The organism is Nocardioides sp., assembly GCF_036267815.1.
In the GTDB taxonomy this organism is placed as follows: domain Bacteria; phylum Actinomycetota; class Actinomycetes; order Propionibacteriales; family Nocardioidaceae; genus Nocardioides.
The window spans coordinates 1-21,535 of record NZ_DATAVI010000074.1; the positions used below are offsets into that span (position 1 = coordinate 1).

The window sequence follows — 21,535 nt, forward strand, 5'->3', positions numbered from 1 at the left end:
CCGCATCGGCGCCGGCGTCGACGAAGGCCTGGGCACCGGCGCGGGTGGCGACGTTGCCGCCGATGACCTGCACGTGCTTGGTGGCCGGGTCGCTCTTGAGCCGCTGCACCATGTCGAGCAGCATCGTGACGTTGCCGTGCGCGGTGTCGGCGACGAGGACGTCGACGCCGGCATCGACGAGCGTCGTCGCCCGGAGCCAGGCGTCGCCGAAGTAGCCGATCGCGGCGCCGACCAGGAGGCGCCCGTGGTCGTCGTACGACGCATCGGGGAACTGCTCGCCCTTGACGAAGTCCTTGACCGTGATCAGGCCGCCGAGGTGGCCGGCCTCGTCGATGAGCGGCAGCCGCTCGCGCTTGTGCTGACGAAGCAGCCGGGTCGCCTCGTCGCGGGTGATCCCGACCGGCCCGGTGATCAGCGGCATCGGGGTCATCACCTCGTCGACCTTGGTGGTCGACCACTCCGCGACCGGCGTGAAGCGCAGGTCGCGGTTGGTGATGATCCCGAGCAGACGCTGGTCGGTGTCGACGACGGGCAGCCCTGAGACGCGGTACTCCCCGCAGATGCGGTCGAGGTCCTCCAGGGTCTGGTCCGGGCCGATGGTGACGGGGTTGGAGATGATCCCGGTCTGGGTGCGCTTGACGAGGTCGACCTGGTAGGCCTGCTCCTCGATCGAGAGGTTGCGGTGGAGGATGCCGATGCCGCCCTCACGGGCCATGGCGATCGCCATCCGGCTCTCGGTGACGGTGTCCATCGCCGCGCTGACCAACGGTGCCTTGAGCGTGATCTCGCGGGTCAGCCGGGTCGTCGTGTCGATGTCGCCGGGGGCCAGGTCGGAGTACCCGGGCAGCAGCAGGACGTCGTCGTAGGTCAGCCCCATGAGGGCGAACTTCTCGGGCACGCTTGCCGACACGCTCTCCGACACGGTCTCGGGCTCGCTCTCCACTCCTCCATCCTATCGGCGACCCCTGCCCCAACCACGCCCCCGTGCCGCGGGTCACAGCAGTCACACGAACCCCCGCTTACCCGGGGCTCTTGACACTTCTTGGGGGTTGCAGCGGCCAATAAGTGCCAACTCCCCCGCTTCAGCGGGGGATTTGGCAAACGACGCCGCAGAGCTGCGCGGGCCGTCTGGCTGGGGGAGGCGTGAGCACGCCGCTGCAGCGGGCGTCACCGCGACGGGACGACCGCGCCGGTGGCCAGCACCGCGCAGCGCGGACGCGGACGCGGACTGGACGACGGGAGACGGCCGAACGGCCCGCAGGTGGTCTCAGCACCTGCGAGCCGTCCGGCCTGTTCGGCTGCGACACGATCACACGAAGCCCAAGCGAGCCGGCCCGTTCCCGGGTGCGTAGATCGAGCAGTGGTTCACGGTGCCACACGAGAGCTCGCTCGCCTTGTCCGGCGTGAGCTGGACCTGGCTCTGGAACTTCCCGTCCACCCACCATGAGACCCGTACCCGAATCTCGTAGCTCTCGAAGGAACCACGCCTGGCCTCGGCGAGCGTTCCCGATCCTGCGATCGACTGACTCACGTTGGCGCCGTGGTACTGGAGCGGCACCGTGTTCTCCCGAGTCCTGACCACGTCGTACCCCTTCGTGCGGTCGTTGCGCTTCAGGAGCTCGTAGGTCACCTTGGCCGTCTGGACCCCGGCCTTCGCCGTGGTGTCCGGGGTCACGATGAGCCCGCCGGTCGACAGCTCGATCCTCGCGCCCTCGGTGGCCCGGAGAGCCGGCGTCGGGTTCCAGCTCGCATCGGCGAAGTAGACGTTGCCGGTGCCCTGGTTCCGATCGGTGATCATCGCCGAGGCCGAGGGGGCAGGGCCGGCCAAGGTGGCCGCGAGGCCGGCGCCCACCAGTCCCGCCAGGAGAGCCGCCGCCCCCTTCCCCGATCTGGGCGCCGCCTGGGTGTTCGCGTTCTTCGACATGATGGTTCTCCTCACGCTGTTCGTCGGATGGTTCGTCCCGGTCGGGACGTGACGACCATCGGCGAACGGCGAACGGCGGACCATCGGGGCCGTGACACAACCGACCCGCAGCCCGGGCAACGACGCGAAGCCTCGGTCGGCCCCCCACGGGAGCGTCGCGGGCCTGACAGACGGTGGCGCGGCTGAGCCTCGACGCTCTCCGACATCACCCACACCAGCCTGTCTGGACCTCAGATTCGGAGGATCACCGCATGTCCACACGTCAACGCGCATCTCGTCGCCTGCGACCTTCGCGTGTCGCACTCGCAGTTGCCGCTGCCGCGGCACCACTCGCGGTCCTGCTCACGACCGCCGCCGGGGCCGCGTCCGCGGCGACCTACGAGCAGGACGGCGACTGGGGCAAGGTCGAGTTCGGAGCCGGCTGGACCAGCCACGAGCTCGTCACAGCGACCGAGGGGAGCGACTCGGGGAAGCCGGTCTCGCTGATGGCATCCGCCGAGGTCAAGGTGGGAACGGCCGACTCGACCTACGGCCTCTACTCGCTGCCTCTGGACCACACCCAGCTGGTCACGCTCACGGTCGAGCTCCAGGACCAGGTCGACGACCCGAGGGACCTGAGCCGCCTTCCGCAGTGGCAAGCCGTCTCCGACAGGACTTTTCACGGTCGCTTCGCCATCGGTGCGTTCCAGGCCTCGACGACGTTCCCGCGCACGTACTTTCCGATCGGTCCGGTGACGGCCGACTCGCCGCCGTACCGCATCGTCTACGACGTCAGCTGGGTGGACGAGCTGACGGGACGGACGGACTCCCACGAGCACTTCACGCCACAGGGGCTCGCGGACGAGCGTTGTGACACACCGAACTTCACTTGCTGGACGGTTCCCGCCGACGGCTCTGTCGTCGTGCGGCCACGCCTGTGAGCCACGCCATCAAGGGGGAGCTGCCCCGAGACAGGCCAACGCGCCGAGTCATCATCGGATGACTCGGCGCGTTGGCGTGGTGGAGAGGTCAGTGCCCGTGGCCGTGGCCGTGGCCGGCCGCGGCGGGCTCCTCGTCCTCGGGCTTGTCGACGACGAGCGTCTCGGTCGTCAGCAGCATGCCGGCGATCGATGTGGCGTTGACCAGCGCGGAGCGGGTGACCTTGACCGGGTCGAGCACACCCTGGGCGACCAGGTCGCCGTACTCGCCGGTGGCGGCGTTGTAGCCCTCGCCGGTCTTGCCCTCACGGACCTTGGCGACGATGACGTGACCGTTCTCGCCGCCGTTCTCGGCGATCCAGCGCAACGGCTCGTCGGCCGCGCGGCGCACGATCCGGACGCCGGCCGCCTCGTCGCCGGTGAGGCCGAGGTCGCCGTCGAGCACGCTCACCGCGTGGATGAGCGCCGAGCCGCCCCCGGGGACGATGCCCTCCTCGATCGCGGCGCGCGTCGCGGAGACGGCGTCCTCGATGCGGTGCTTCTTCTCCTTCAGCTCCACCTCGGTGGCGGCGCCGACCTTGATCACGCACACGCCGCCGGCCAGCTTCGCGAGACGCTCCTGGAGCTTCTCGCGGTCCCAGTCGGAGTCGGTGTTCTCGATCTCGGCCTTGATCTGGTTGACGCGGCCCTCGACCTCGCCGGTATCGCCGCCGCCGTCGACGATGGTGGTGTTGTCCTTGGTCACCACGACGCGACGAGCGCTCCCGAGCACGTCGAGCCCGACCTGGTCGAGCTTGAGCCCGACCTCGGGAGCCACGACCTGACCGCCGGTCAGGACCGCGATGTCCTGCATCATCGACTTGCGCCGGTCGCCGAACGCCGGGCTCTTGACCGCCACGGCGTTGAAGGTGCCGCGGATCTTGTTGACCACCAGCGTCGACAGGGCCTCGCCCTCGACGTCCTCGGCCAGGATGAACAGCGACTTGCCGGCCGCGATGACCTTCTCCAGCAGCGGGAGGAGGTCGGAGATCGCGGAGATCTTGCCCTGGTGCAGCAGGATGCAGGGATCGTCGAGGACGGTCTCCATGCGCTCGGCGTCGCTGACGAAGTACGCCGAGATGTAGCCCTTGTCGAACTGCATGCCCTCGGTGAACTCCAGCTCGGTGCCCAGCGTGTTGGACTCCTCGACGGTGATCACGCCGTCCTTGCCGACCTTGTCGAACGCCTCCGCGAGGAGCTCGCCGATCACGGAGTCCCGGCTGGAGATCGTGGCGACCGAGGCCATGTCCTCCTTGGAGTCGACCTCGCGAGCCGCGTCGCGCAGCGCATCGCCGACGGCCTCGGCGGCGGCGTCCATGCCGCGCTTGAGACCCATCGGGTTGGCGCCGGCGGTGACCGAGCGCAACCCCTCGTGGACCATCGCCTGGGCCAGGACGGTCGCCGTGGTGGTGCCGTCACCCGCGACGTCGTTGGTCTTGGTGGCGACCTCCTTGGTCAGCTGCGCGCCGAGGTTCTCGAACGGGTCGTCGAGCTCGATCTCGCGAGCGACCGTGACGCCGTCGTTCGTGATCGTGGGGGCGCCCCACTTCTTGTCGATGACGACGTAGCGGCCCTTCGGGCCGAGCGTCACCTTGACGGTGTCGGCGAGGGCGTCGACGCCGCGCTCGAGCGACCGCCGTGCGCGCTCGTCGAACTCCAGGATCTTGGGCATGTGTGCTCCTCAGATGAGATCGGGTCGTCCGCCCGAGACCGGGCTCGCGCCCGTCGTCAGGCGGACGACCCGAAGTGAGAGACGAATCAGGAGACGACGGCGAGGACGTCGCGGGCGGAGAGGATGAGGTACTCCTCGCCGCCGTACTTCACCTCGGTGCCGCCGTACTTGCTGTAGATGACCTTGTCACCCACCGCGACGTCGAGCGGGACGCGGTTGCCGTTGTCGTCGATGCGACCCGGGCCGATCGCCATGACCTCGCCCTCCTGGGGCTTCTCCTTGGCGGTGTCCGGGATGACCAGGCCGGAGGCGGTGGTCTGCTCGGCCTCGAGAGGCTTGACCACGATCCGGTCCTCGAGAGGCTTGATGTTGACCGACACGATGTCGACCTCCACTTCCCTTGCGGTTGGCACGTGATGTGCATGGTTCGGACTCGGGAGCAGTTGCTCCCGGACGTTGAAGCCTGCGGTGACGTACGCCGTCGCGGGGGTCGTGCGTCGAAGCAGGCGGCTGGCATTCTCAGGTCGAGAGTGCCAGTGCCGAAACTAGCACTCGTCGACAACGAGTGCCAACGTCGGTCCCTGCTCGGTGACCGGGCTCCCCGGTCCCGGGTGGGGCGGGGGTTCGCTCCGCGGGGCACTGACAGGATGGCCGGATGGACCTCGCGACGTTCCGGTGGCTGCTCACCGACGACGGCCAGGCGCTGCTCGCCGCGGCGACGTCGGCGGAGGGGAGGCCGCTGGAGGTGCAGAGGGCGCTGCGCGAGGTCGTGCCGGGGTCGGCCGACGACAGGGCAGCGCGAGTAGCGACGGCGCTCGGCCAGGTGGAGCTGCGGCGGCGCGCGGCGGCCAAGCTCGGCGACGACGCCGCGAACATGTACTTCACGCGGGACGGGCTCGAGCAGGCGAGCCGGACCTCGGTCGCGCGTCACCGCGCCGCCCGGATCGCGTTCGGCGGACCGAGCGTGGTCGACCTGACCTGCGGCATCGGTGGCGACCTGGTCGAGCTCGCGCGGGCCGGGTTGACGACGGCCGGGATCGACCTCGACCCGCTGCGGACCGAGATCGCCCGGGCCAACCTCGCCGCCCTCGGGCTCGGCGGGGCGGTCGGGGTCGGCGACGCGACCGAGCTGGACGTGACGCCGTTCGCCACGGCGTACGCCGACCCAGCTCGGCGCAGCGGGCGCGGGCGGACGTTCCACGCCGACGACTGGGCGCCGCCCTGGTCCTTCGTCGAGTCCCTGCTCACGCGCCACGCGTGCGTCAAGGTCGCTCCCGGGATCGCGCACTCCCTGCTGCCGGCCGGGGTCGAGGCCGAGTGGGTCAGCGACGCCGGCGAGGTCAAGGAGGCCGTGCTGTGGTCACCGCCTCTGGCCACGGTCCGTCGCCGCGCCACCGTCCTGGGACGTGGCGGCCTGGCCACCCTCACCGACGAGGACGACCCGGGCGCGGGCACCGGCCCCGTCGGCGCGTTCCTCTACGAGCCGGACGGCGCCGTGATCCGGGCGGGACTGGTCACCGCGGTCGCGGCCGGGGTCCAGGGCCACCTGCTCGACCGGAGGATCGCCTACCTCTCCGCAGACGCGGCGTACCGCTCGCCGTTCGCCCGGGGCTATCGCGTGGTCGAGCAGCTGCCCTACCGCGAGAAGCAGCTCCGGGCCGCGCTGCGCGAGCGCGGCGTCGGCACGCTGACGATCAAGAAGCGCGGCGTGGACGTCGTCCCCGAGCAGCTGCGGCAGCGCCTCGACCTGCGCGGCGACGGGGCCGCCACGATCGTGCTCACCCGGGTCGCCGGCGAGGGGACCGCCCTCCTCGTCGAGCCCTTCTGAGCCGTTGAGATGCGCTCAGACGCCGAGCCAGGCGAGCACCGCCAGCACCCGGCGGTTGTCGTCGGGTGCGACCGGCAGGTCGAGCTTGGTGAAGATGTTGTTGGTGTGCTTGCCCACGGCCTTCTCGGTCACCGCCATGGCCGCGGCGATCGCGGCGTTCGAGCGACCCTCGGCCATCAGCGCGAGCACCTCCCGCTCGCGCGCGGTGAGCCGCTCGACCGGCGCCTGCCGAGCCATCACCGCGGAGACGACCTGCGGGTCCAGGACGGTGCCACCCCCGGCGACCCGGGCCAGCGAGTCGACGAACTCCCCGACGTCGCCGACGCGGTCCTTGAGCAGGTAGCCGACCCCGCCCTGGCCGCTGGCCAGCAGCTCTCGGGCGTAGATGCGCTCGACGTACTGCGAGAGCACCATCACCGGGAAGCCCGGGCGTTGGGTACGGACGGCGACGGCAGCGCGGAGCCCCTCGTCGGTGTGGGTGGGCGGCAGGCGGACGTCGAGCACGGCGCCGTCCGCGGTCGGGTCGGCCAGCGCGGTGGCGAGGTCGTCGGCGTGGTCCACGGCCGCGACGACCTCGTGGGCGTGCGCCTCGAGGATCCGGATCAGCCCGTCTCGGAGGAGGGCGTGGTCCTCGGCGAGGACGAGTCGCACGGCACCTCCAGGGTGACCAGGGTCGGCCCGCCCTTCGGGCTCGACACCCTCATCGTGCCGTCGAAGGCCGCGAGCCGTCTCGCGACCCCCCGCATGCCCGTCCCGGACGTCGGGTCGGCGCCGCCGCGACCGTCGTCCCCGACGACGACCGAGAGCAGGCCTGCTGCCTGACCGACCTCGACCCACGCGCGCGAGGCGCGGGCGTGCTTGGCGACGTTGGCCAGGCACTCGGCGACCGCGAAGTAGGCCGCCGACTCGACCGGTGCCGGGAGTCCGGACGGCGCGTCGCCGCCGACCTCCACGGGAATCGGGAGATCCAGGGCCAGGGCCTCGACGGCCGCGGTCAGCCCACGGTCGGCCAGCACCGGCGGATGGATCCCGTGCACGACGTCGCGCAGGTCGCCGAGCGCCGCACTGCTGGTCTCGCGGGCCTCGGTCAGCATCCGGCGGGCGGTCTCCGGGTCGCGCTCGACGAGCTCGGCGGCCATGCCGAGCGTCATCCCCAGGCTGGCCAGCCGTGCCTGCGCACCGTCATGGAGGTCGCGCTCGATCCGGCGCAGCTCGGCAGCCGCGCTGTCGAGACTCTGGTTGCGGGTCTCGGTCAGCACCTCGACGCGCTGCTCGAGCCGCTCGGTCGTGCCGAACGCCAGCAGCCACTGGTCGGCCCGGCTGCGGTAGTACATCAGCGGCCCCACGGCGTACCACCACACGACTCCGGTGACCACCGGCGCGAAGAGGACCAGCACCGTCAGCGACGCCGTGAACGCCAGCGGCATCGCCGCCACCAGCCACGCCAGGTCACGCCAGGTCATCGGGTCGGCGGCGGCGATCCGCAGCCGCGCGACCCCTCTGGCACTGTCATAGGGCAGGTACGACGCGGGCACGTCCACGCCGAGGACGACGCCGGCCATCGTGCGGTGCACTCGCGCGAACCAGCGGGTCACCGGCAGCAGCACCATCAGCAGCGGCACCCCGACCACCAGGATCGACAGGACCATCGCGGCCACGTCGACGACGAAGAGCACGAGCGCGGGGACCGACAGCAGCAGCTGGAGCGCGGCGTACCCCGTCAGGCGCAGTCGGCCCGCCCGCGACATCCGGCTGATCCTCACGTGGTCAGTCTGGCCGATCCCAGGCTCGTGGGCAGGGGGCCTAGGCCTACCCCGGATCCGGGTCCTGGCGCTCCTGCTCGGCCGGCCGGATCGCACGACGCTGGACGAGTCCGCATCACACCGACTCGGGGGAGCCCGCCATGTCGCCGCATCTGCACCGCCCCAGCCTCGTCGCTCGCGTCCCCCTGCGAGCCGCCCGGTGGAGCGCATCCCATCCGTGGCGGGCGATCGGCGCGTGGTTCGCGTTCGTCGCGCTCGCCGTCGCGCTCGCCGCGCTCATCTCGACCAAGCAGACGACCGATGCCGACTACCGGATCGGGGAGTCCGGTCGCGCCGACGCCATGCAGGCCTCGGGCGGCTTCGCCGACGACCAGACCGAGAGCGTGCTGGTCACCGCCCGCGACGGCGGCAAGGCGTCGGACGCGCAGGTCGACGCCATCGGCCGCCAGCTGCGCACCCGGCTGTCCGGCCTCCACGGCGTCACGAACGTGACCCCACCGCAGTGGAACGCCGCCCACACGGCGGCGCTGGTCGACGTGCACGTGAAGAGCACCGTGGACGACGTCAGCCAGATCCAGGCCCGGGTCGCCCAGATCGCCCGGGCCCGTGACGACCTCCGGGTCCGCGAGGCCGGCGACGTCTCGGTCAACACCGCGATCAACGACCGCGTCGCCGACGACCTCCACTCCGCGGAGGGGATCAGCCTGCCGATCACGGTCCTGCTGATGCTGCTGGCCTTCGGCGCGCTGATCGCCGCCGGCGTCCCGATCCTGCTGGCGGTCACGTCCGTGGCGGCCACGATGGGCATCAGCGCCCCGCTGTCGCACCTCATCCACGCCGAGCCGACCGTCACCAGCATGATCGTGCTGATCGGCATGGCCGTCGGCGTCGACTACTCGCTGTTCTACCTCAAGCGCGAGCGCGAGGAGCGAGCGGCGGGCCACACCACGCTCGACGCCGTCGAGATCGCCGCCGCCACGTCCGGCCACTCCATCCTGGTCTCCGGGGCTGCCGTGGTGGCCTCGATGGCCGGCCTGTTCATCGTCGGCGGAGCGACGTTCGACTCCCTCGCCACGGGCGCGATCGTCGTCGTGGCCGTCGCCGTCATCGGGTCGGTGACCGTACTGCCCGCCCTGCTGGCCAAGCTCGGCCGCTGGACCGACCGGCCCCGCGTCCCGCTGCTGTGGCGGGTCAACCGGAGGATCACCCGTCGCCTCGGCCAGGGCGGCATCAGCCGCCGCATCCTGGGCCCGGTGCTACGACGCCCGGTGGCCGCGCTGGTCGTGTCGCTGGCTGCGCTGGTCGCCCTGGCTGCTCCGGCCCTGGGCATGAAGGTGCACGACGCGAACCTCGACACGCTGCCCGCCTCGATCCCCCAGGTGCAGACACTGCGCGAGATCGCCGACGAGTTCCCCAGCCAGGGCGCGGCCGCGACGGTCGTCGTCCACGGCACGAGGTCCGAGCGCGGACAGGTCGTCGACGCCCTGCGTCGACTGTCGACCTCGGCAGCCGCGACACCGTCGTTCGACAAGGCCGGAGACGGCGCGATCCAGACGGCCCCCGACGGGGAGACGGTCCGCGTCGTGCTCCCGATCCCCTACTCGGAGTCCGACGACCGGTCCGGCGCGGCCGTCCAACAGCTGCGTGACCGACTGGTGCCCGACGCGCTGTCCGGGATGCACGTCCAGCACGCCGTCGGCGGTGACGTCGCCGAGTCGCTCGACTACGCCACCCACCAGTCCGACCGGCTGCCGTACGTGATCGGGTTCGTGCTCCTGCTGACGCTGGTGATGATGACGATGGCCTTCCGCAGCCTGGTGGTCGCGGCCCTGTCCTCGGCGCTGAACCTGCTGTCGGTCGGCGTCGCGTTCGGGATCTTGACCCTGGTCTTCCAGCACGGCTGGTTCGCCGGCCCGCTGGGCTTCACGACTCCGGGGTTCGTGATCGACTGGATCCCGTTGTTCGTGATGGTGGTCCTGGTCGGGCTGTCGATGGACTACAACGTGTTCGTGCTGGCCCGGATCCGCGAGCACGCGGTGCGCGGCCTGCCCGCCCGACTGGCCGTCGAGCGCGGCGTCACCGACACCGCCGGCGTCATCACCAGTGCGGCCTCGGTGATGGTCTCGGTGTTCGCCATCTTCATGACCCTCAGCATGCTGGAGATGAAGATGATGGGCGTCGCGCTGGCCGCCTCGATCCTGATCGACGCGACCCTGATCCGGCTCGTCATCCTTCCGGCCGCGCTGGTGCTGCTCGGTGAGCGCGCCTGGTGGCCGGGGAGGGTGCGCCGCCCGCACGGCGCCGTCGTCGAGCCCGAGCACCGGCCCGAGCCGGTCGGAGCTCGCTGAGCCGGGCTCGTTGAGTTGGCCCTCCTGGCTCGTTGAGTTGGCTCCCCGGGTCACACGAGTGGGGCATGCGGGCGCCGCAACAGACCCGGAGGGCCAACTCGAGGGACCCGGAGGGCCAACTCGACGAGCCTGACAGGATCCCCGGGTGACCGACGACGACAGCCGCTCGCGATGGGTGGCGCTGATCGTCTGCTGTAGCGCGCTGTTCATGTCGCTGCTCGACGTCAGCGTCACCAACGTCGCGCTGCCGTCCATCCGTCGCGACCTCGGCACCGGGAACGCCGAGCTCCAGTGGATCGTGTCGGGCTACACGCTGGCCTTCGGCCTGGTGCCGGTGCTCGGCGGCAAGCTGGGCGACGACCACGGCCGACGGGTGATGTTCCAGGTCGGGGTGGCCGGCTTCGCGGCCACCTCTCTGCTCTCGGGCATCGCGCCCAACGCCCACATCCTGATCGCCGCCCGTGTGCTGCAAGGGCTGTCCGGCGGCCTGATCAACCCGCAGGTCTCGGGTCTGGTCCAGCAGATGTTCCACGGCGCCGAGCGGGGTCGCGCGTTCGGCGTGCTCGGCACCACCGTGGGCGTCGGGACCGCGATCGGACCGGTGGTGGGCGGCGCCCTGATCGCCCTGGGAGGCCCGACCCTGGGCTGGCGGCTCGTGTTCTTCGTCAACATCCCGATCGGGATCGTCGTCATCCTCCTGGCGCGTCGCCTGCTGCCGGCGCCGACCGAGAGCGTCGGACACCGGCTCGACCTGCTCGGTGCCGCACTCCTCGGCGGTGCGACGTTCTGCGTGCTGTTCGCCTGCGTGCAGTACGACGCCCTCCACGACGCCCGGCTCGCCCTGCTGGGGGTGCCGGCCCTGGTGCTCGGCGTGCTGTTCTACCGCCGGGAGCGGCGGATGACCGACGAGTCCGCCGAGCCGCTGGTCGACTTCCGCCTGTTCCGCCGACCGTCGTACGTCGCCGGCATCACCCTGGCGCTGACCTTCTTCCCGGCCATGGCCGGTCTCCCCCTGGTCCTGGCGATCTTCTACCAGCAGGGGCTGGGCTACACCGCGATCCAGTCCGCGCTCGGCGTCACGGCGTACGCCGTCGGCGCGGCGGTGTCGGCGCCGCTGTGCGGGAGGTTCGTGACCCGCATCGGCCGCCCTCTGGTGGTCGGCGGTGCGGTGATGTTCGGGGTGGGCGCGATCGGGCTCGCCACGATCGCCCCGCACGTACCGCCCGGACATGCCGGGCGCTTCCTGGCGATCCCGTTGTTCGTGATGGGCTGCGGCCAGGGCGCCCTGATCACGCCCAACCAGACCCTGTCGCTGATGGACGTCGACCCGGCCATGGGCAGCACGGCCGGCGGAGTGCTCCAGACCGGTCAGCGGATCGGCCTCGCGGTCGGCCAGGCCGTCATCGGCGCGGTGTTCTTCAACTCCGTGTCGGGCAGCGGGCACGCGGCGTACGCCGACGCCCTGCGCAACGCGGTGATCGCGGCCCTGGTGTTCGTCGCGGTCGCGGTCGCGATCGGCGTCCAGGACCTCCTGCGCGCACGACGACGCCGGCCCTCGCTACCGTGAGCGGGTGACGGGTTCGCGGTCGCTGGCGGAGCAGGCGGCGGAACGCCTCGCCGAGCTCACCGGCATCGAACGGCATGACGCGGTCGTCGTGCTCGGGTCGGGCTGGGGGCCGGCGGCGGACTCGTTCGGCGAGCCGGTGGCGGCGTTCCCGATGACCGAGGTGCCCGGCTTCCTCGCGCCCGTCGCGGAGGGCCACCGCGGCACCATCGCGTCGTACGACGTCGACGGCACTGCCACGCTCGTGCTCTCCGGGCGTACGCACCTCTACGAGGGCCACGGGCTGCGTCCGGTCGTGCACGGAGTCCGGGCGGCAGCCGCTGCCGGCTGCCGGCTCGCGCTGCTCACCAACGCCAACGGCTCGCTGCACCCCGACCTCGAGATCGGCCAGGCGGTGCTGGTCCGCGACCACCTCGACCTGACCGGCAGCTCGCCGGTCGAGGGAGCCCTCCGCTCCGAAGAGCTCCGGGTCGACCTCACCGACTGCTGGTCGGCTCGGCTGCGGAGCCTGGCCCGCGCGCTCGACCCCTCCCTGGCGGAGGCGACGTACGCCTGGCTGCCGGGACCCCACTACGAGACCCTCGCGGAGGCCGAGTGGGTACGCCGGATCGGCGGTGACGTGCTCGGGATGTCGACGGTCCCCGAGGCCGTCGCCGGAAGAGAATGCGGCATGGAGGTGCTCGGACTGTCGACGGTCACCGCCGTCGAGGGTCAGGACTCGGGCATCGACCCCAGCGAGGTGGTGGCCGTCGCCGAACGCACGGCCGCAGGGATGGGCCCGCTGCTCGCGGGCCTGGTCAGAGAGGGGACAGCACCATGACTGCCATCGACGAGTCGTCGACCCGCAAGGCCCCACCCGCACCGAGCGGCATCGAGGCCAACGGCATCAACGTCATCGACGAGTCCGAGCGCAAGGGAGCTCCGGCTGACTTGTTCTGGCCGTGGTGCGCCTCCAACATCTCGGTGCTCGCGGTGTCCTACGGCGCGTTCGTGCTCGGCTACGGCATCGGCTTCGCCCAGGCCGTTGTCGCCGGCGTCGTGGGCATCGTCGTGGGTTTCTTCCTGGTCGGCCTGGTCTCGATCGCCGGCAAGCGCGGCTCCGCGCCGACGCTCGTGCTGTCGCGAGCGCCGTTCGGCCGTTACGGGAACACGCTGCCAGGCATCGTGTCGTACCTGCTGCTGGTGGGCTGGGAGACCGTGCTGGTGGCACTCTCGACGAAGGCCGTCGCCACCGTGTTCGCCCAGCTGGGCTGGAGCAGCGGGAACGCCGTGAAGATCGTGGCCTTCCTGGTCGTCGCCGCGGCGATCGTCGGTGCGGGCGTGCTCGGGTTCGACGCCATCATGCGGATCCAGCGCTGGCTGACGATTGCCATGGTGATCGTCACCGCGGTCTACATCGCGCTGACCCTCGACAAGATCCACCTCCACAGCGCCACGTCGCTGAAGTCCGGGACCACGGCGGCCGTGATCGGCGCGACGATCCTCGTGCTCACCGGCTTCGGTCTCGGCTGGGTCAACACCGCCGCCGACTACTCGCGCTACCTCCCCCGCAGCACCCGCGCCGGCGGCGTGGTCTTCTGGCCGACGTTCGGCGGAAGCCTGCCGGTCGTCGTGCTGGTCGGCTTTGGCCTCCTGCTGTGCGCCTCGTCGTCGTCGCTCAACGCCGCTGTGCAGAACGACCCGATCGGCGGGCTCGCCTCGGTGCTCCCCAACTGGTTCCTGGTCCCGTTCGTCCTGGTCTCCGTCGCGGGTCTCATCAGCGGCGCCATGCTCGATCTCTACTCGTCGGGCCTGACCCTGCTGTCTCTGGGACTGCGCACGCCGAGGTACGTCGCGGCCGGCGTCGACGGAGTGCTCATGGTGCTCGGCACGATCTACATCGTGTGGGTCTCGGCCGACAACTTCCTCGGGATCTTCGAGGGCTTCCTGATCACGCTCGGCGTTCCGATGGCCGCGTGGTGCGGGATCTTCCTGGCCGACCTGTGGCTCCGCCGTCGGGACTACGACGAGCCGGCGCTGTTCGCCGCTGAGGGCCGGTACGGCGCCGTGGGCTGGCCCGCGTTCGCCGTCATGGTCGTCGCAACGGCGATCGGGTGGGGGCTGGTCGTGCAGCCGTACGGCGCCAAGGGGCTCGGCTGGCTCGGCTACCTGCTCGGCGCCGGCTTCGGCGGGAAGACCGGCACGTGGTCCGGCGCCAGCCTGGGCGTCCCGATCGCTCTGGCGATCGGCGTCGTCGGCTACCTGCTCCTCGGCGCCGCCCGCGTCCGCGCCCAGGAACGCTAGCCAACGGACGCCGAGTCGGCGCAAATGTACGTGGACAACTCGCCGACCCGTCAGAAAAGCACACACCCGCCGAGTCGTCGTATGACGACTCGGCGGGTTTTCCACGTACCTACGGGCCGACTCGGCGGGTTTTCCACGTACCTACGGGCCGACTCGGCGGGCTTTTCACGTACCTTTGCGCCGAGTCGGGGGTGGTCAGCGTTCGGCGGCGATGGTGGTGTCGTCGCCGTGACCGGTGTGGACCACCGTGTCGCCCGGGAGGGGCAGCAGCCGGGTCCGGATCGACTCCACGATCAGGGTCGCATCGCTGTACGAACGGCCGGTCGCGCCCGGCCCACCCCGGAAGAGCGTGTCTCCGGTGAAGACACAGCCGAGGTCGGCCGACAGCAGGCAGACCGCGCCCGGTGAGTGCCCGGGGGTGTGCAGCACCCGCAGGGAGGTCCCCGCGACGGGCACCTCGAGGCCGTCGGACAGGTCGACGTCCCACAGCTCGTCGGGGTGGGTGAGCTCCCACACCGGCCGGTCGTCGGGGTGCAGCAGGATCGGCGCCCGCACGGCCTCGCGCAGGGCGGGCGCAACCCGGACGTGGTCGTCGTGGGCGTGCGTGCACACGATCGCCCGCACCCGACGCTCACCCACCACGGCGAGGATGTCGTCGACCGAGTGCGGAGCATCGACGACCAGGCACTCCTGGTCGTCCCCGACGACCCAGATGTTGTTGTCGACGTCGTACGTCGCGCCGTCCAGGCTGAAGGTCCCGCTGCTGAGGCCGTGATCCACCCGAAGCGTCATCGACGGGCCATCAGAGGACCACGACCGACCGCAGCACGTTGCCGCCGTGCATCTTCTCGAAGGCGGCCTCGACGTCGCCGAGCCCGATCTCCTCCGACACGAAGGCGTCGAGGTCGAGCCGACCCTGCTGGTAGAGGTCGATCAGCAGCGGGAAGTCGCGGGTGGGGATGCAGTCGCCGTACCACGAGGACTTCAGTGCGCCGCCCCGTCCGAAGACGTCGATCAGCGGGATGTCGGGCACCGTCATGTCCGGCGTCGGCACCCCGACCAGGACGACGGTCCCGGCCAGGTCGCGCGCGTAGAACGCCTGCTTCCAGGTCTCCGGCCGGCCCACGGCCTCGATGACGACGTCGGCGCCGTCGGCGCCGTCGTAGTAGCCCGCGCAGATCCCCTTGATCGCGGCGACCGGGTCCGTCGCCGAGGAGTCGACCGTGTGCGTGGCCCCCATCCGCTTCGCGGTCTCGAGCTTCTGGGGGTCGATGTCCACGGCGATGATCGGCGAGGCCCCGACCAGGGCCGACCCCGCGACGGCGGCCACGCCCACGCCACCACAGCCGATGACCGCCACCGACCTGCCGCGCGCGACGCCGCCGGTGTTGACCGCGGCACCGATGCCGGCCATCACGCCGCAGCCCAGCAGGCCTGCGGCCGCAGGCCGGGCGGACGGGTCGACCCTCGTGCACTGGCCGGCAGCCACGAGGGTCTTCTCCGCGAAGGCACCGATGCCGAGGGCGGGCGAGAGCTCGGTGCCGTCCTCGAGGGTCATCCTCTGGGTCGCGTTGTGGGTGTTGAAGCAGTACTGGAGGTCACCTCGACGACAGGCGCGGCACTCGCCGCAGACGGCGCGCCAGTTGAGGATCACGAAGTCGCCGGGCGCCACCGACGTGACGTCGGGGCCGACGGCCTCGACGACGCCGGCGGCCTCGTGGCCCAGGAGGAACGGGAAGTCGTCGTTGATGCCGCCCTCCCGGTAGTGCAGGTCGGTGTGGCAGACCCCGCACGCCTGGACGGCGACCAGCGCCTCGCCCGGCCCGGGATCGGGGACGTTGATCGTCTCGATGGTCACCGGCGCGCCCTTGGCTCTGGCGACGACTCCCTGGACCTGGTGCATGGGGCTCCTCCACAAACGTGACGACGGCGGTGCGCGCAGCCTATGAGGAAGGGCGGCCCGCCGACGAGCCGCCCGGCGAGGAGTAGGACAACTTTCAACCGTCCGCGGGCGTCCCACGCCCATGAGGCAGGGCAGGGCATCGTGCGTGGGGGCGGGCCGGGCATCGGGCCTGACGGCCGGCATCGTCGTCGCGATGGCGCTCGGGCTGCTGCCCGGCGGCACGCCGTACGCCGCTGCCCTGACCCGGACCCGGGACCAGCTCGGGGCCCACAGCGGCCCGGCGCCGGGTCCGGGGACCTTCCCGACCGAAGGTCTCGCCGTGGGTACCCCTCCCGCGATCCCCTACGCCTATGCCTCCGACCCGGGCTTCGGTGAGGGCAACTGGCGCCTGCTGCGTCCGGACGGCACGAGCCTCCGGCTGCCCCGGCTGACCTGGAGCACCTGGGCGCCGACGGGTCGAGGTGCGATCGGGATGGCCGGCACCGAGGCCGGCACCGAGCTCCAACGGGTCGCCGCCGACGCAAGTGTCCGCACCAGCATGGTCCGGCACTTCGGGCTCGCCGTCTCGCCGGACCACGCGATCGTCGGCTGGCTCGGCGGTCGGGGCGCGCCGCACCTCGTGGAGGACGCCGGTCGCCGCGACGCCACGCTGCCCGTCGTACGCCGCGGTCGGCAGATCGTCGGCATCTGGGGCGCGCGGACGTGCCGGGAGCAAGAGCCCGAGGGCGGCGGGTGCACGGCGTTCGTCGACGCCGCCGGGCGGGTGCGGCTCTCCTCCTCGCACGGCGTCACCGGCTCCCTGGGCCGCCTTCGCGAGGTTGCCGACGTGAGCCAGCACGGGCACATCGCCGCCCGCGCCCGATGGCTGGCGTCGGCTCCTCACTCCTGCTGGGGGGTCTACCGGGCGAGCGGCCACCGCATCTTCCGGACCTGCGGGTACTACCTGGACTCCTTCGCACCGGACGGTCGCCGGGTGCTCGCCGAGCAGTCCGAGGCTCGCTGGTCCAGCGTGCGGAGGTTCGCCGTCCTCGACGGCCGCGGGGCCGTCGAGCAGTCCTGGAGCTTCCACGCCGGGCCGCGCCGAAGCCTGTCCCAGCTGACGTGGGAGGACAGCCATCACCTGCTCGGCGTCCTGCTGGCGCACGGGCAGTGGTCGCTGGTCCGGATCGGCACCGACGGGACCGTGGAGTACGCCGGCCCGCCGGACGTCGAGACCCCGGAGAATGCCGAGGAGAACGCCGAGGAGAGTCCCTACGACCTGCCCCTGCGCTGAACCCGGCACGACGTGCGTGCAACCTCCCGGGCGCGGATCTGGTCCACAGGGTGAGGGTCGACCAGGATGGGGATCGCGATGTCACAGACACCGGGGCCGGGACGGACGATGGCAAGCCATCTCGTCCCGCCGCGCCAGCAGGACTTCGAGTCCTGGCTGGTCTCCCGCGAGGGTGCCCTCCAACGCACCGCACACCTGCTGACCGGAGACGTCCACGCCGCCCAGGACCTCGTCCAGGCGACCCTCACCAAGCTCTACCGGCGCTGGGACCGCGTCCAGCGCGTCCAGAACATCGACGCCTACGCGCGCAAGGCCCTGGTCAACGAGTTCCGGACCGCATGGCGGCGGCCGGTACGGCGGATGGAGCAGGTCGTCGAGGCGGTTCCCGACCGGCCGGGCCCGGACTCCCCGGCGTACGACGGTGAGCGGGAGGCCGTCTGGCGCTTCGTCCGCTCGCTGCCGCCGCGGCAGCGGACGGTGCTGGTCCTGCGCTTCTACCAGCAGCTCTCCGAGGCCGAGGTCGCCGAGGTCATGGGCATCTCGGTCGGCACGGTCAAGTCGCAGAGCAGCCGCGCCATCGCCAGCCTGAGAGCCGCCCTGCCCGACCATCCCGAGATCGCCGGAGAGGAGTCCTCACCATGACGACCGAGGAGCTGCTGAGCCGCACCTTCACCGAGGTCACCGAGACCTCCGACTACCCCTACACGCCGGTCGAGGTCGTGGCAGCACGGGCGGCCACCATCCGCCGCCGGCACCGCCGTACGGCGTCGCTGGTCGCGGCGGCCGCGCTCGTGGTCGCCGGCGGGTCGGCAGCCGCCTGGCTGCACGGCCGCGGCAGCACGCCGGGTCCGTCTCACCCGACGCCCCTGGGATCGCTCCCGGACCTCCCGATGAGTGGCGCCCCGAGGGTCGGGCTGGTCTCCGGCGACGTCTACCTCGCCGCCTCCGGGCAGCGGGTCACCTCCGCCAGGATCTCCACCGCGCTGACGTTCGCGCCGGACGGCAGCGGCGTGCTGCTCGCCTCCGACCAGACCGGCCACCTGACGCTGTGGCAGGTGGCGACCGACGGCTCGACCACCAAGGTGGGCTGCGGCACGCAGACGTTCGCGATCGACGGCGACACCCCGACGTACTGGGTCTCCGACGACTGCGGGCTCCACGGCGCCGGGAGCCTGGTCACCGGCACCACGCGCCAGGCCACTGCCCGCGCGATGAGCTACTCCCCCGTCGGGCGGGTCGGCGGCGGCATCGTCGCGGACTCCGGCCCCACCTTCCCCGGTCAGGGATCGGCCGGCTCGCGGGCGGACGCCCAGGTCGCCGGCTCGGTCGTCGTGGCCGCGGACGGCACGGTCACCAAGATCCCGGGTCTGACCATCGTCCAGGACGCGACCACGGCCGGTGACCTCGTCCTCGGCGTGAACGGGTACGACCGCAGCCGGGTCGTGGACGCGACGACCGGCGACGTGCGCTGGACGGCGGACACCTGGTCGCTCGGCGCGTTCTCCTCCTCGGGCCGGTACACCTCGGGCTACCAGGAGGTGGGCCGGCAGACCTCGCCCGGGGTGGGCGACGTGGTCGCAGCCTGGGACTCCGCGACGGGACGCCAGGTGATGCGCCTCGTCCTGCCCGGCATGGTGCTGCGGAGCACGCCGGTCTGGGAGGGCGACTCCGCCATGCTGGTCGTCGTCGAGGACCTCGAGCGCCAGGAGGCGGTGCTGCGGGTGGGCCTGGACGGAAGCGCCACCCGTGCGACCCCGGTCCTGCCCGGGACCGAGCTGCACCGGCTCGGCTACCGCCTCGCCGGCGCAGAGCCGCTCACCCCGTCGGGCTGACCACCGCTCCGCCGAGGCGGGGCGGGGTCAGGCGACGACCTCGGTGACCGGCTGGGACGAGTCCGCGGGCAGGTCGAGGGCGGACGGCGCGTGCCCGCGCGCGACCAGCTCGGCCCCGAGGGCGGCGACCATGGCGCCGTTGTCGGTGCACAGCCCGGGCCGGGGGACCCGGACCCGGATCCCCCGGGCCTCGGCGCGTTCGGTGGCCAGGGCGCGGAGCCGGGAGTTCGCGGCCACGCCGCCGCCGATCAGGATGTCCTCGATGCCCTGGTCCGCAGCGGCATCGAGGGCCTTGCGCACGAGCACGTCGCAGACCGCCTCCTGGAAGCTGGCCGCGACATCGGGGACGTCGATGCTCACGCCGTCGCGCTGCTGGGCCTCGACCCACCGGGCGACGGCGGTCTTGAGACCGGAGAACGAGAAGTCGAAGCGATGTCGCTCCAGGTCGCGACGCGAGGTGAGGCCGCGCGGGAAGTCGATGGTGACCCGGCCGTCGCGGGCCGCGCGGTCGATGTGGGGACCGCCGGGGAAGGGCAGCCCGAGCAGCCGGGCGACCTTGTCGAAGGCCTCCCCGGCGGCGTCGTCGATGGTCGCGCCGAGCGGCTCGATCCCGCCGCCCACCCCGCTCACGTCGCTGACCCGGAGCAGGCTGGAGTGACCACCGCTGACCAGGAGGGCCAGGCACGGCTCGGGCAGCGGGCCGTGCTCGAGCTGGTCGACCGCGACGTGGGCCGCCAGGTGGTTGACGCCGTAGATCGGCTTGCCCAGGCCCAGGGCGAGCGCCTTCGCTGCCGCCACGCCGACCAGGAGCGCCCCCGCGAGACCCGGGCCGCTGGTGACCGCGATGGCGTCGACGTCGTGCAGCCGGATCCCGGCCGTCTCCGCCGCGCGCTCCAGGGTCGGCACCATCGCCTCGAGGTGCGCACGGCTGGCCACCTCGGGTACGACCCCGCCGAAGCGTGCGTGCTCCTCGACGCTGCTCGCCACGGCGTCGGCCAGCAGCGTGTGCCCGCGGACGACACCGACGCCGGTCTCGTCGCACGACGTCTCGATCCCCAGGACCAGCGGCCCGTCGGTCATGGCCTCACGCGTCGACATCAGTCCAGCTCCTTGCGCAGGACGACCGCCGTCGTCCCGTCGGCGTAGTACCGCGGCCGGCGGTCGATCTCGGTGAACCCGCGCACGGCGTAGAAGGCGCAGGCGCCGGCGTTGTCCTCGCGGACCTCGAGCAGGAGCTGCTCGGAGTAGCGCACGCGCGCCTCGTGCTCGACGCGCGCGAGCAGCCGGGAGCCGACCCCGCACCGGCGCGCCTCGGGCGCGACCGCGATCCGCTGGAGCTCCGAGACGTCGGCGAACAGGCTGGCCGCGGCGTAGCCGAGGACCGTCTGGGAGGTCGCGACGAGGTAGAGCGCTCCGGGGATCTGGCCCGACAGCCCGTCGGCGACCAGGCCGTCGGACCACGCGTCCGAGCCGAACGCCAGCTGCTCCAGACCGGCGATCGCGGGACCGTCGTCGACCTCCGCGGGGCGGATCACGAGACCCGCTTGGGGGCGCCCGGCGCAATCGCGTCGGGCCTTCGCAGATACATCGGCTCGGGGTCGTGCAGCTCGGCCAGCTCGCCGGCGACGACCCGGGCCAGCCAGGCCGCGCTCGGGGCCGTGGGAGGCCGCGCGTCGGGGAAGGCGTCGGGGTAGAGCACCGCACCCCCTCCCGCCACGGGCACGCCGGTCGCCGCCGCGGCCGGGCGGACGACGTCCGGTCCGGTGAGCCGACGCCCCTGGTCGTCGTACGACGCGAGGTAGACCTCCTTGCGGCGGGCGTCGGTCGCGACGACGAAGCCGGTGCCGACCGGCCGCGGACCCAGGGCGGCCTCGACCGCCACGACGTCCAGGCTGCACACGCCGTACACCGGGATCTCGAGCGCGAAGGCCAGGGTGCGCGCCGTGACCAGCCCGACCCGCAGGCCGGTGAAGGGCCCGGGCCCCACGCCGACTGCCAGCGCGGTCAGGTCCTGGCGCACGATGCCCGCCTCGGAGAGAGCCTGCTGGATCAGCGGCGCGAGCTGCTCGCCGTGCTGCATCGGTCGCGCCGACCGCAGCTCGGCCACGACGGCTCGCTCGGCGCGGTCCACGTCGTACAACGCGACCGTGACGTACGGCGTGGCCGTGTCGAAGGCGAGCAGCACGCCC

20 protein-coding genes are annotated in these 21,535 nt (G+C 72.1%); 9 read left to right on the forward strand and 11 right to left on the reverse strand.

Features of this window, described 5'->3' with window-relative positions; translation table 11 throughout:
• Both guaB and VHW64_RS16140 read right to left on the reverse strand, forming a co-directional pair.
• Positions 1 to 877: IMP dehydrogenase (gene guaB, locus VHW64_RS16135; protein WP_329651630.1), on the reverse strand; the 877-nt coding region annotated here is incomplete at its 3' end.
• Between the two features lie 432 nt (positions 878 to 1,309).
• On the reverse strand, positions 1,310 to 1,924 hold the full coding sequence (locus VHW64_RS16140) for a hypothetical protein (protein ID WP_329651599.1): 615 nt from the start codon (positions 1,922 to 1,924) through the stop codon (positions 1,310 to 1,312).
• Positions 1,925 to 2,175: 251 nt separating this feature from the next.
• Between VHW64_RS16140 and VHW64_RS16145 the strand changes: the two genes are divergently transcribed.
• A complete protein-coding gene (locus VHW64_RS16145; RefSeq protein WP_329651600.1) occupies positions 2,176 to 2,844 on the forward strand; it encodes a hypothetical protein in 669 nt (222 codons plus the stop codon).
• 88 nt (positions 2,845 to 2,932) lie between these two features.
• Here the strand turns inward: VHW64_RS16145 and groL are convergent, their stop codons facing one another.
• Together groL and groES are read right to left on the reverse strand one after the other, a co-directional pair.
• On the reverse strand, positions 2,933 to 4,552 hold the full coding sequence (groL, locus tag VHW64_RS16150) for a chaperonin GroEL (RefSeq protein ID WP_329651601.1): 1,620 nt from the start codon (positions 4,550 to 4,552) through the stop codon (positions 2,933 to 2,935).
• A gap of 86 nt (positions 4,553 to 4,638) precedes the next feature.
• The gene (groES, locus tag VHW64_RS16155) at positions 4,639 to 4,932 is read right to left on the reverse strand and encodes a co-chaperone GroES (RefSeq protein ID WP_329651631.1); all 294 of its coding nucleotides are present in this window, start codon (positions 4,930 to 4,932) and stop codon (positions 4,639 to 4,641) included.
• 275 nt (positions 4,933 to 5,207) lie between these two features.
• Here groES and VHW64_RS16160 point away from each other — a divergent pair, with 275 nt between their 5' ends.
• Positions 5,208 to 6,380, forward strand: a complete 1,173-nt coding sequence (locus VHW64_RS16160) for a class I SAM-dependent methyltransferase (RefSeq protein WP_329651602.1) — start codon at positions 5,208 to 5,210, stop codon at positions 6,378 to 6,380.
• Between the two features lie 15 nt (positions 6,381 to 6,395).
• On the opposite strand, the gene VHW64_RS16165 is transcribed toward VHW64_RS16160, so the two are convergent.
• Both VHW64_RS16165 and VHW64_RS16170 read right to left on the reverse strand, forming a co-directional pair.
• Positions 6,396 to 7,031 carry a response regulator transcription factor gene (locus tag VHW64_RS16165; RefSeq protein ID WP_329651603.1) on the reverse strand — a complete coding sequence of 212 codons (636 nt, stop codon included), beginning with the start codon at positions 7,029 to 7,031 and terminating at the stop codon, positions 6,396 to 6,398.
• A complete protein-coding gene (locus tag VHW64_RS16170; protein WP_329651604.1) occupies positions 6,983 to 8,143 on the reverse strand; it encodes a sensor histidine kinase in 1,161 nt (386 codons plus the stop codon). The genes VHW64_RS16165 and VHW64_RS16170 overlap by 49 nt, the downstream gene beginning before the upstream one ends.
• 140 nt (positions 8,144 to 8,283) lie before the next feature.
• Between VHW64_RS16170 and VHW64_RS16175 the strand changes: the two genes are divergently transcribed.
• The 4 genes from VHW64_RS16175 (at position 8,284) to VHW64_RS16190 (ending at position 14,338) form a co-directional block, all read left to right on the forward strand.
• On the forward strand, positions 8,284 to 10,491 hold the full coding sequence (locus VHW64_RS16175; RefSeq protein ID WP_329651605.1) for an MMPL family transporter: 2,208 nt from the start codon (positions 8,284 to 8,286) through the stop codon (positions 10,489 to 10,491).
• Positions 10,492 to 10,636: 145 nt separating this feature from the next.
• On the forward strand, positions 10,637 to 12,058 hold the full coding sequence (locus VHW64_RS16180) for an MFS transporter (protein ID WP_329651606.1): 1,422 nt from the start codon (positions 10,637 to 10,639) through the stop codon (positions 12,056 to 12,058).
• Positions 12,059 to 12,062: 4 nt separating this feature from the next.
• Positions 12,063 to 12,875: a purine-nucleoside phosphorylase gene (locus VHW64_RS16185; RefSeq protein ID WP_329651607.1), complete on the forward strand. Its 813-nt coding sequence runs from the start codon at positions 12,063 to 12,065 to the stop codon at positions 12,873 to 12,875.
• A complete protein-coding gene (locus tag VHW64_RS16190; RefSeq protein WP_329651608.1) occupies positions 12,872 to 14,338 on the forward strand; it encodes a purine-cytosine permease family protein in 1,467 nt (488 codons plus the stop codon). The genes VHW64_RS16185 and VHW64_RS16190 overlap by 4 nt, the downstream gene beginning before the upstream one ends.
• A gap of 195 nt (positions 14,339 to 14,533) precedes the next feature.
• On the opposite strand, the gene VHW64_RS16195 is transcribed toward VHW64_RS16190, so the two are convergent.
• On the reverse strand, positions 14,534 to 15,130 hold the full coding sequence (locus VHW64_RS16195) for an MBL fold metallo-hydrolase (RefSeq protein ID WP_329651609.1): 597 nt from the start codon (positions 15,128 to 15,130) through the stop codon (positions 14,534 to 14,536).
• A 10-nt stretch (positions 15,131 to 15,140) separates the two neighbouring features.
• Positions 15,141 to 16,241: an S-(hydroxymethyl)mycothiol dehydrogenase gene (locus tag VHW64_RS16200; RefSeq protein ID WP_329651610.1), complete on the reverse strand. Its 1,101-nt coding sequence runs from the start codon at positions 16,239 to 16,241 to the stop codon at positions 15,141 to 15,143.
• 145 nt (positions 16,242 to 16,386) lie between these two features.
• On the opposite strand from VHW64_RS16200, the gene VHW64_RS16205 reads away from it, so the two are divergent.
• The 3 genes from VHW64_RS16205 to VHW64_RS16215 all read left to right on the forward strand — a co-directional run bounded on the left by VHW64_RS16205 (position 16,387) and on the right by VHW64_RS16215 (position 19,346).
• Positions 16,387 to 17,514, forward strand: coding sequence for a hypothetical protein (locus VHW64_RS16205; RefSeq protein WP_329651611.1), 1,128 nt, complete (start codon positions 16,387 to 16,389; stop codon positions 17,512 to 17,514).
• Positions 17,515 to 17,592: 78 nt separating this feature from the next.
• Positions 17,593 to 18,156 carry a SigE family RNA polymerase sigma factor gene (locus VHW64_RS16210; protein ID WP_329651612.1) on the forward strand — a complete coding sequence of 188 codons (564 nt, stop codon included), beginning with the start codon at positions 17,593 to 17,595 and terminating at the stop codon, positions 18,154 to 18,156.
• Positions 18,153 to 19,346 carry a hypothetical protein gene (locus VHW64_RS16215; protein ID WP_329651613.1) on the forward strand — a complete coding sequence of 398 codons (1,194 nt, stop codon included), beginning with the start codon at positions 18,153 to 18,155 and terminating at the stop codon, positions 19,344 to 19,346. The genes VHW64_RS16210 and VHW64_RS16215 overlap by 4 nt, the downstream gene beginning before the upstream one ends.
• A 27-nt stretch (positions 19,347 to 19,373) precedes the next feature.
• On the opposite strand, the gene tsaD is transcribed toward VHW64_RS16215, so the two are convergent.
• From tsaD to tsaB, 3 genes are read right to left on the reverse strand one after another with little or no spacing between them, the layout of a single operon-like run.
• Entirely contained in the window at positions 19,374 to 20,426 is a 1,053-nt protein-coding gene (gene tsaD, locus VHW64_RS16220; protein WP_329651632.1) for a tRNA (adenosine(37)-N6)-threonylcarbamoyltransferase complex transferase subunit TsaD, read from the reverse strand.
• Positions 20,427 to 20,443: 17 nt separating this feature from the next.
• Positions 20,444 to 20,881, reverse strand: a complete 438-nt coding sequence (locus VHW64_RS16225) for a GNAT family N-acetyltransferase (RefSeq protein ID WP_329651614.1) — start codon at positions 20,879 to 20,881, stop codon at positions 20,444 to 20,446.
• Positions 20,878 to 21,531, reverse strand: a complete 654-nt coding sequence (tsaB, locus tag VHW64_RS16230; RefSeq protein WP_329651615.1) for a tRNA (adenosine(37)-N6)-threonylcarbamoyltransferase complex dimerization subunit type 1 TsaB — start codon at positions 21,529 to 21,531, stop codon at positions 20,878 to 20,880. Before tsaB ends, VHW64_RS16225 begins: the two co-directional genes overlap by 4 nt.
• Positions 21,532 to 21,535: the final 4 nt, after the last annotated feature.

Coding starts and splice junctions, on each gene's coding strand:
- VHW64_RS16140 (WP_329651599.1), bottom strand. CDS start 1,924: ATGTCGAAGAACGCGAACACCCAGGCGGCGCCCAGATCGGGGAAGGGG.
- VHW64_RS16145 (WP_329651600.1), top strand. CDS start 2,176: ATGTCCACACGTCAACGCGCATCTCGTCGCCTGCGACCTTCGCGTGTC.
- groL (WP_329651601.1), bottom strand. CDS start 4,552: ATGCCCAAGATCCTGGAGTTCGACGAGCGCGCACGGCGGTCGCTCGAG.
- VHW64_RS16160 (WP_329651602.1), top strand. CDS start 5,208: ATGGACCTCGCGACGTTCCGGTGGCTGCTCACCGACGACGGCCAGGCG.
- VHW64_RS16175 (WP_329651605.1), top strand. CDS start 8,284: ATGTCGCCGCATCTGCACCGCCCCAGCCTCGTCGCTCGCGTCCCCCTG.
- VHW64_RS16190 (WP_329651608.1), top strand. CDS start 12,872: ATGACTGCCATCGACGAGTCGTCGACCCGCAAGGCCCCACCCGCACCG.
- VHW64_RS16195 (WP_329651609.1), bottom strand. CDS start 15,130: ATGACGCTTCGGGTGGATCACGGCCTCAGCAGCGGGACCTTCAGCCTG.
- VHW64_RS16200 (WP_329651610.1), bottom strand. CDS start 16,241: ATGCACCAGGTCCAGGGAGTCGTCGCCAGAGCCAAGGGCGCGCCGGTG.
- VHW64_RS16210 (WP_329651612.1), top strand. CDS start 17,593: ATGTCACAGACACCGGGGCCGGGACGGACGATGGCAAGCCATCTCGTC.
- VHW64_RS16215 (WP_329651613.1), top strand. CDS start 18,153: ATGACGACCGAGGAGCTGCTGAGCCGCACCTTCACCGAGGTCACCGAG.
- tsaD (WP_329651632.1), bottom strand. CDS start 20,426: ATGACCGACGGGCCGCTGGTCCTGGGGATCGAGACGTCGTGCGACGAG.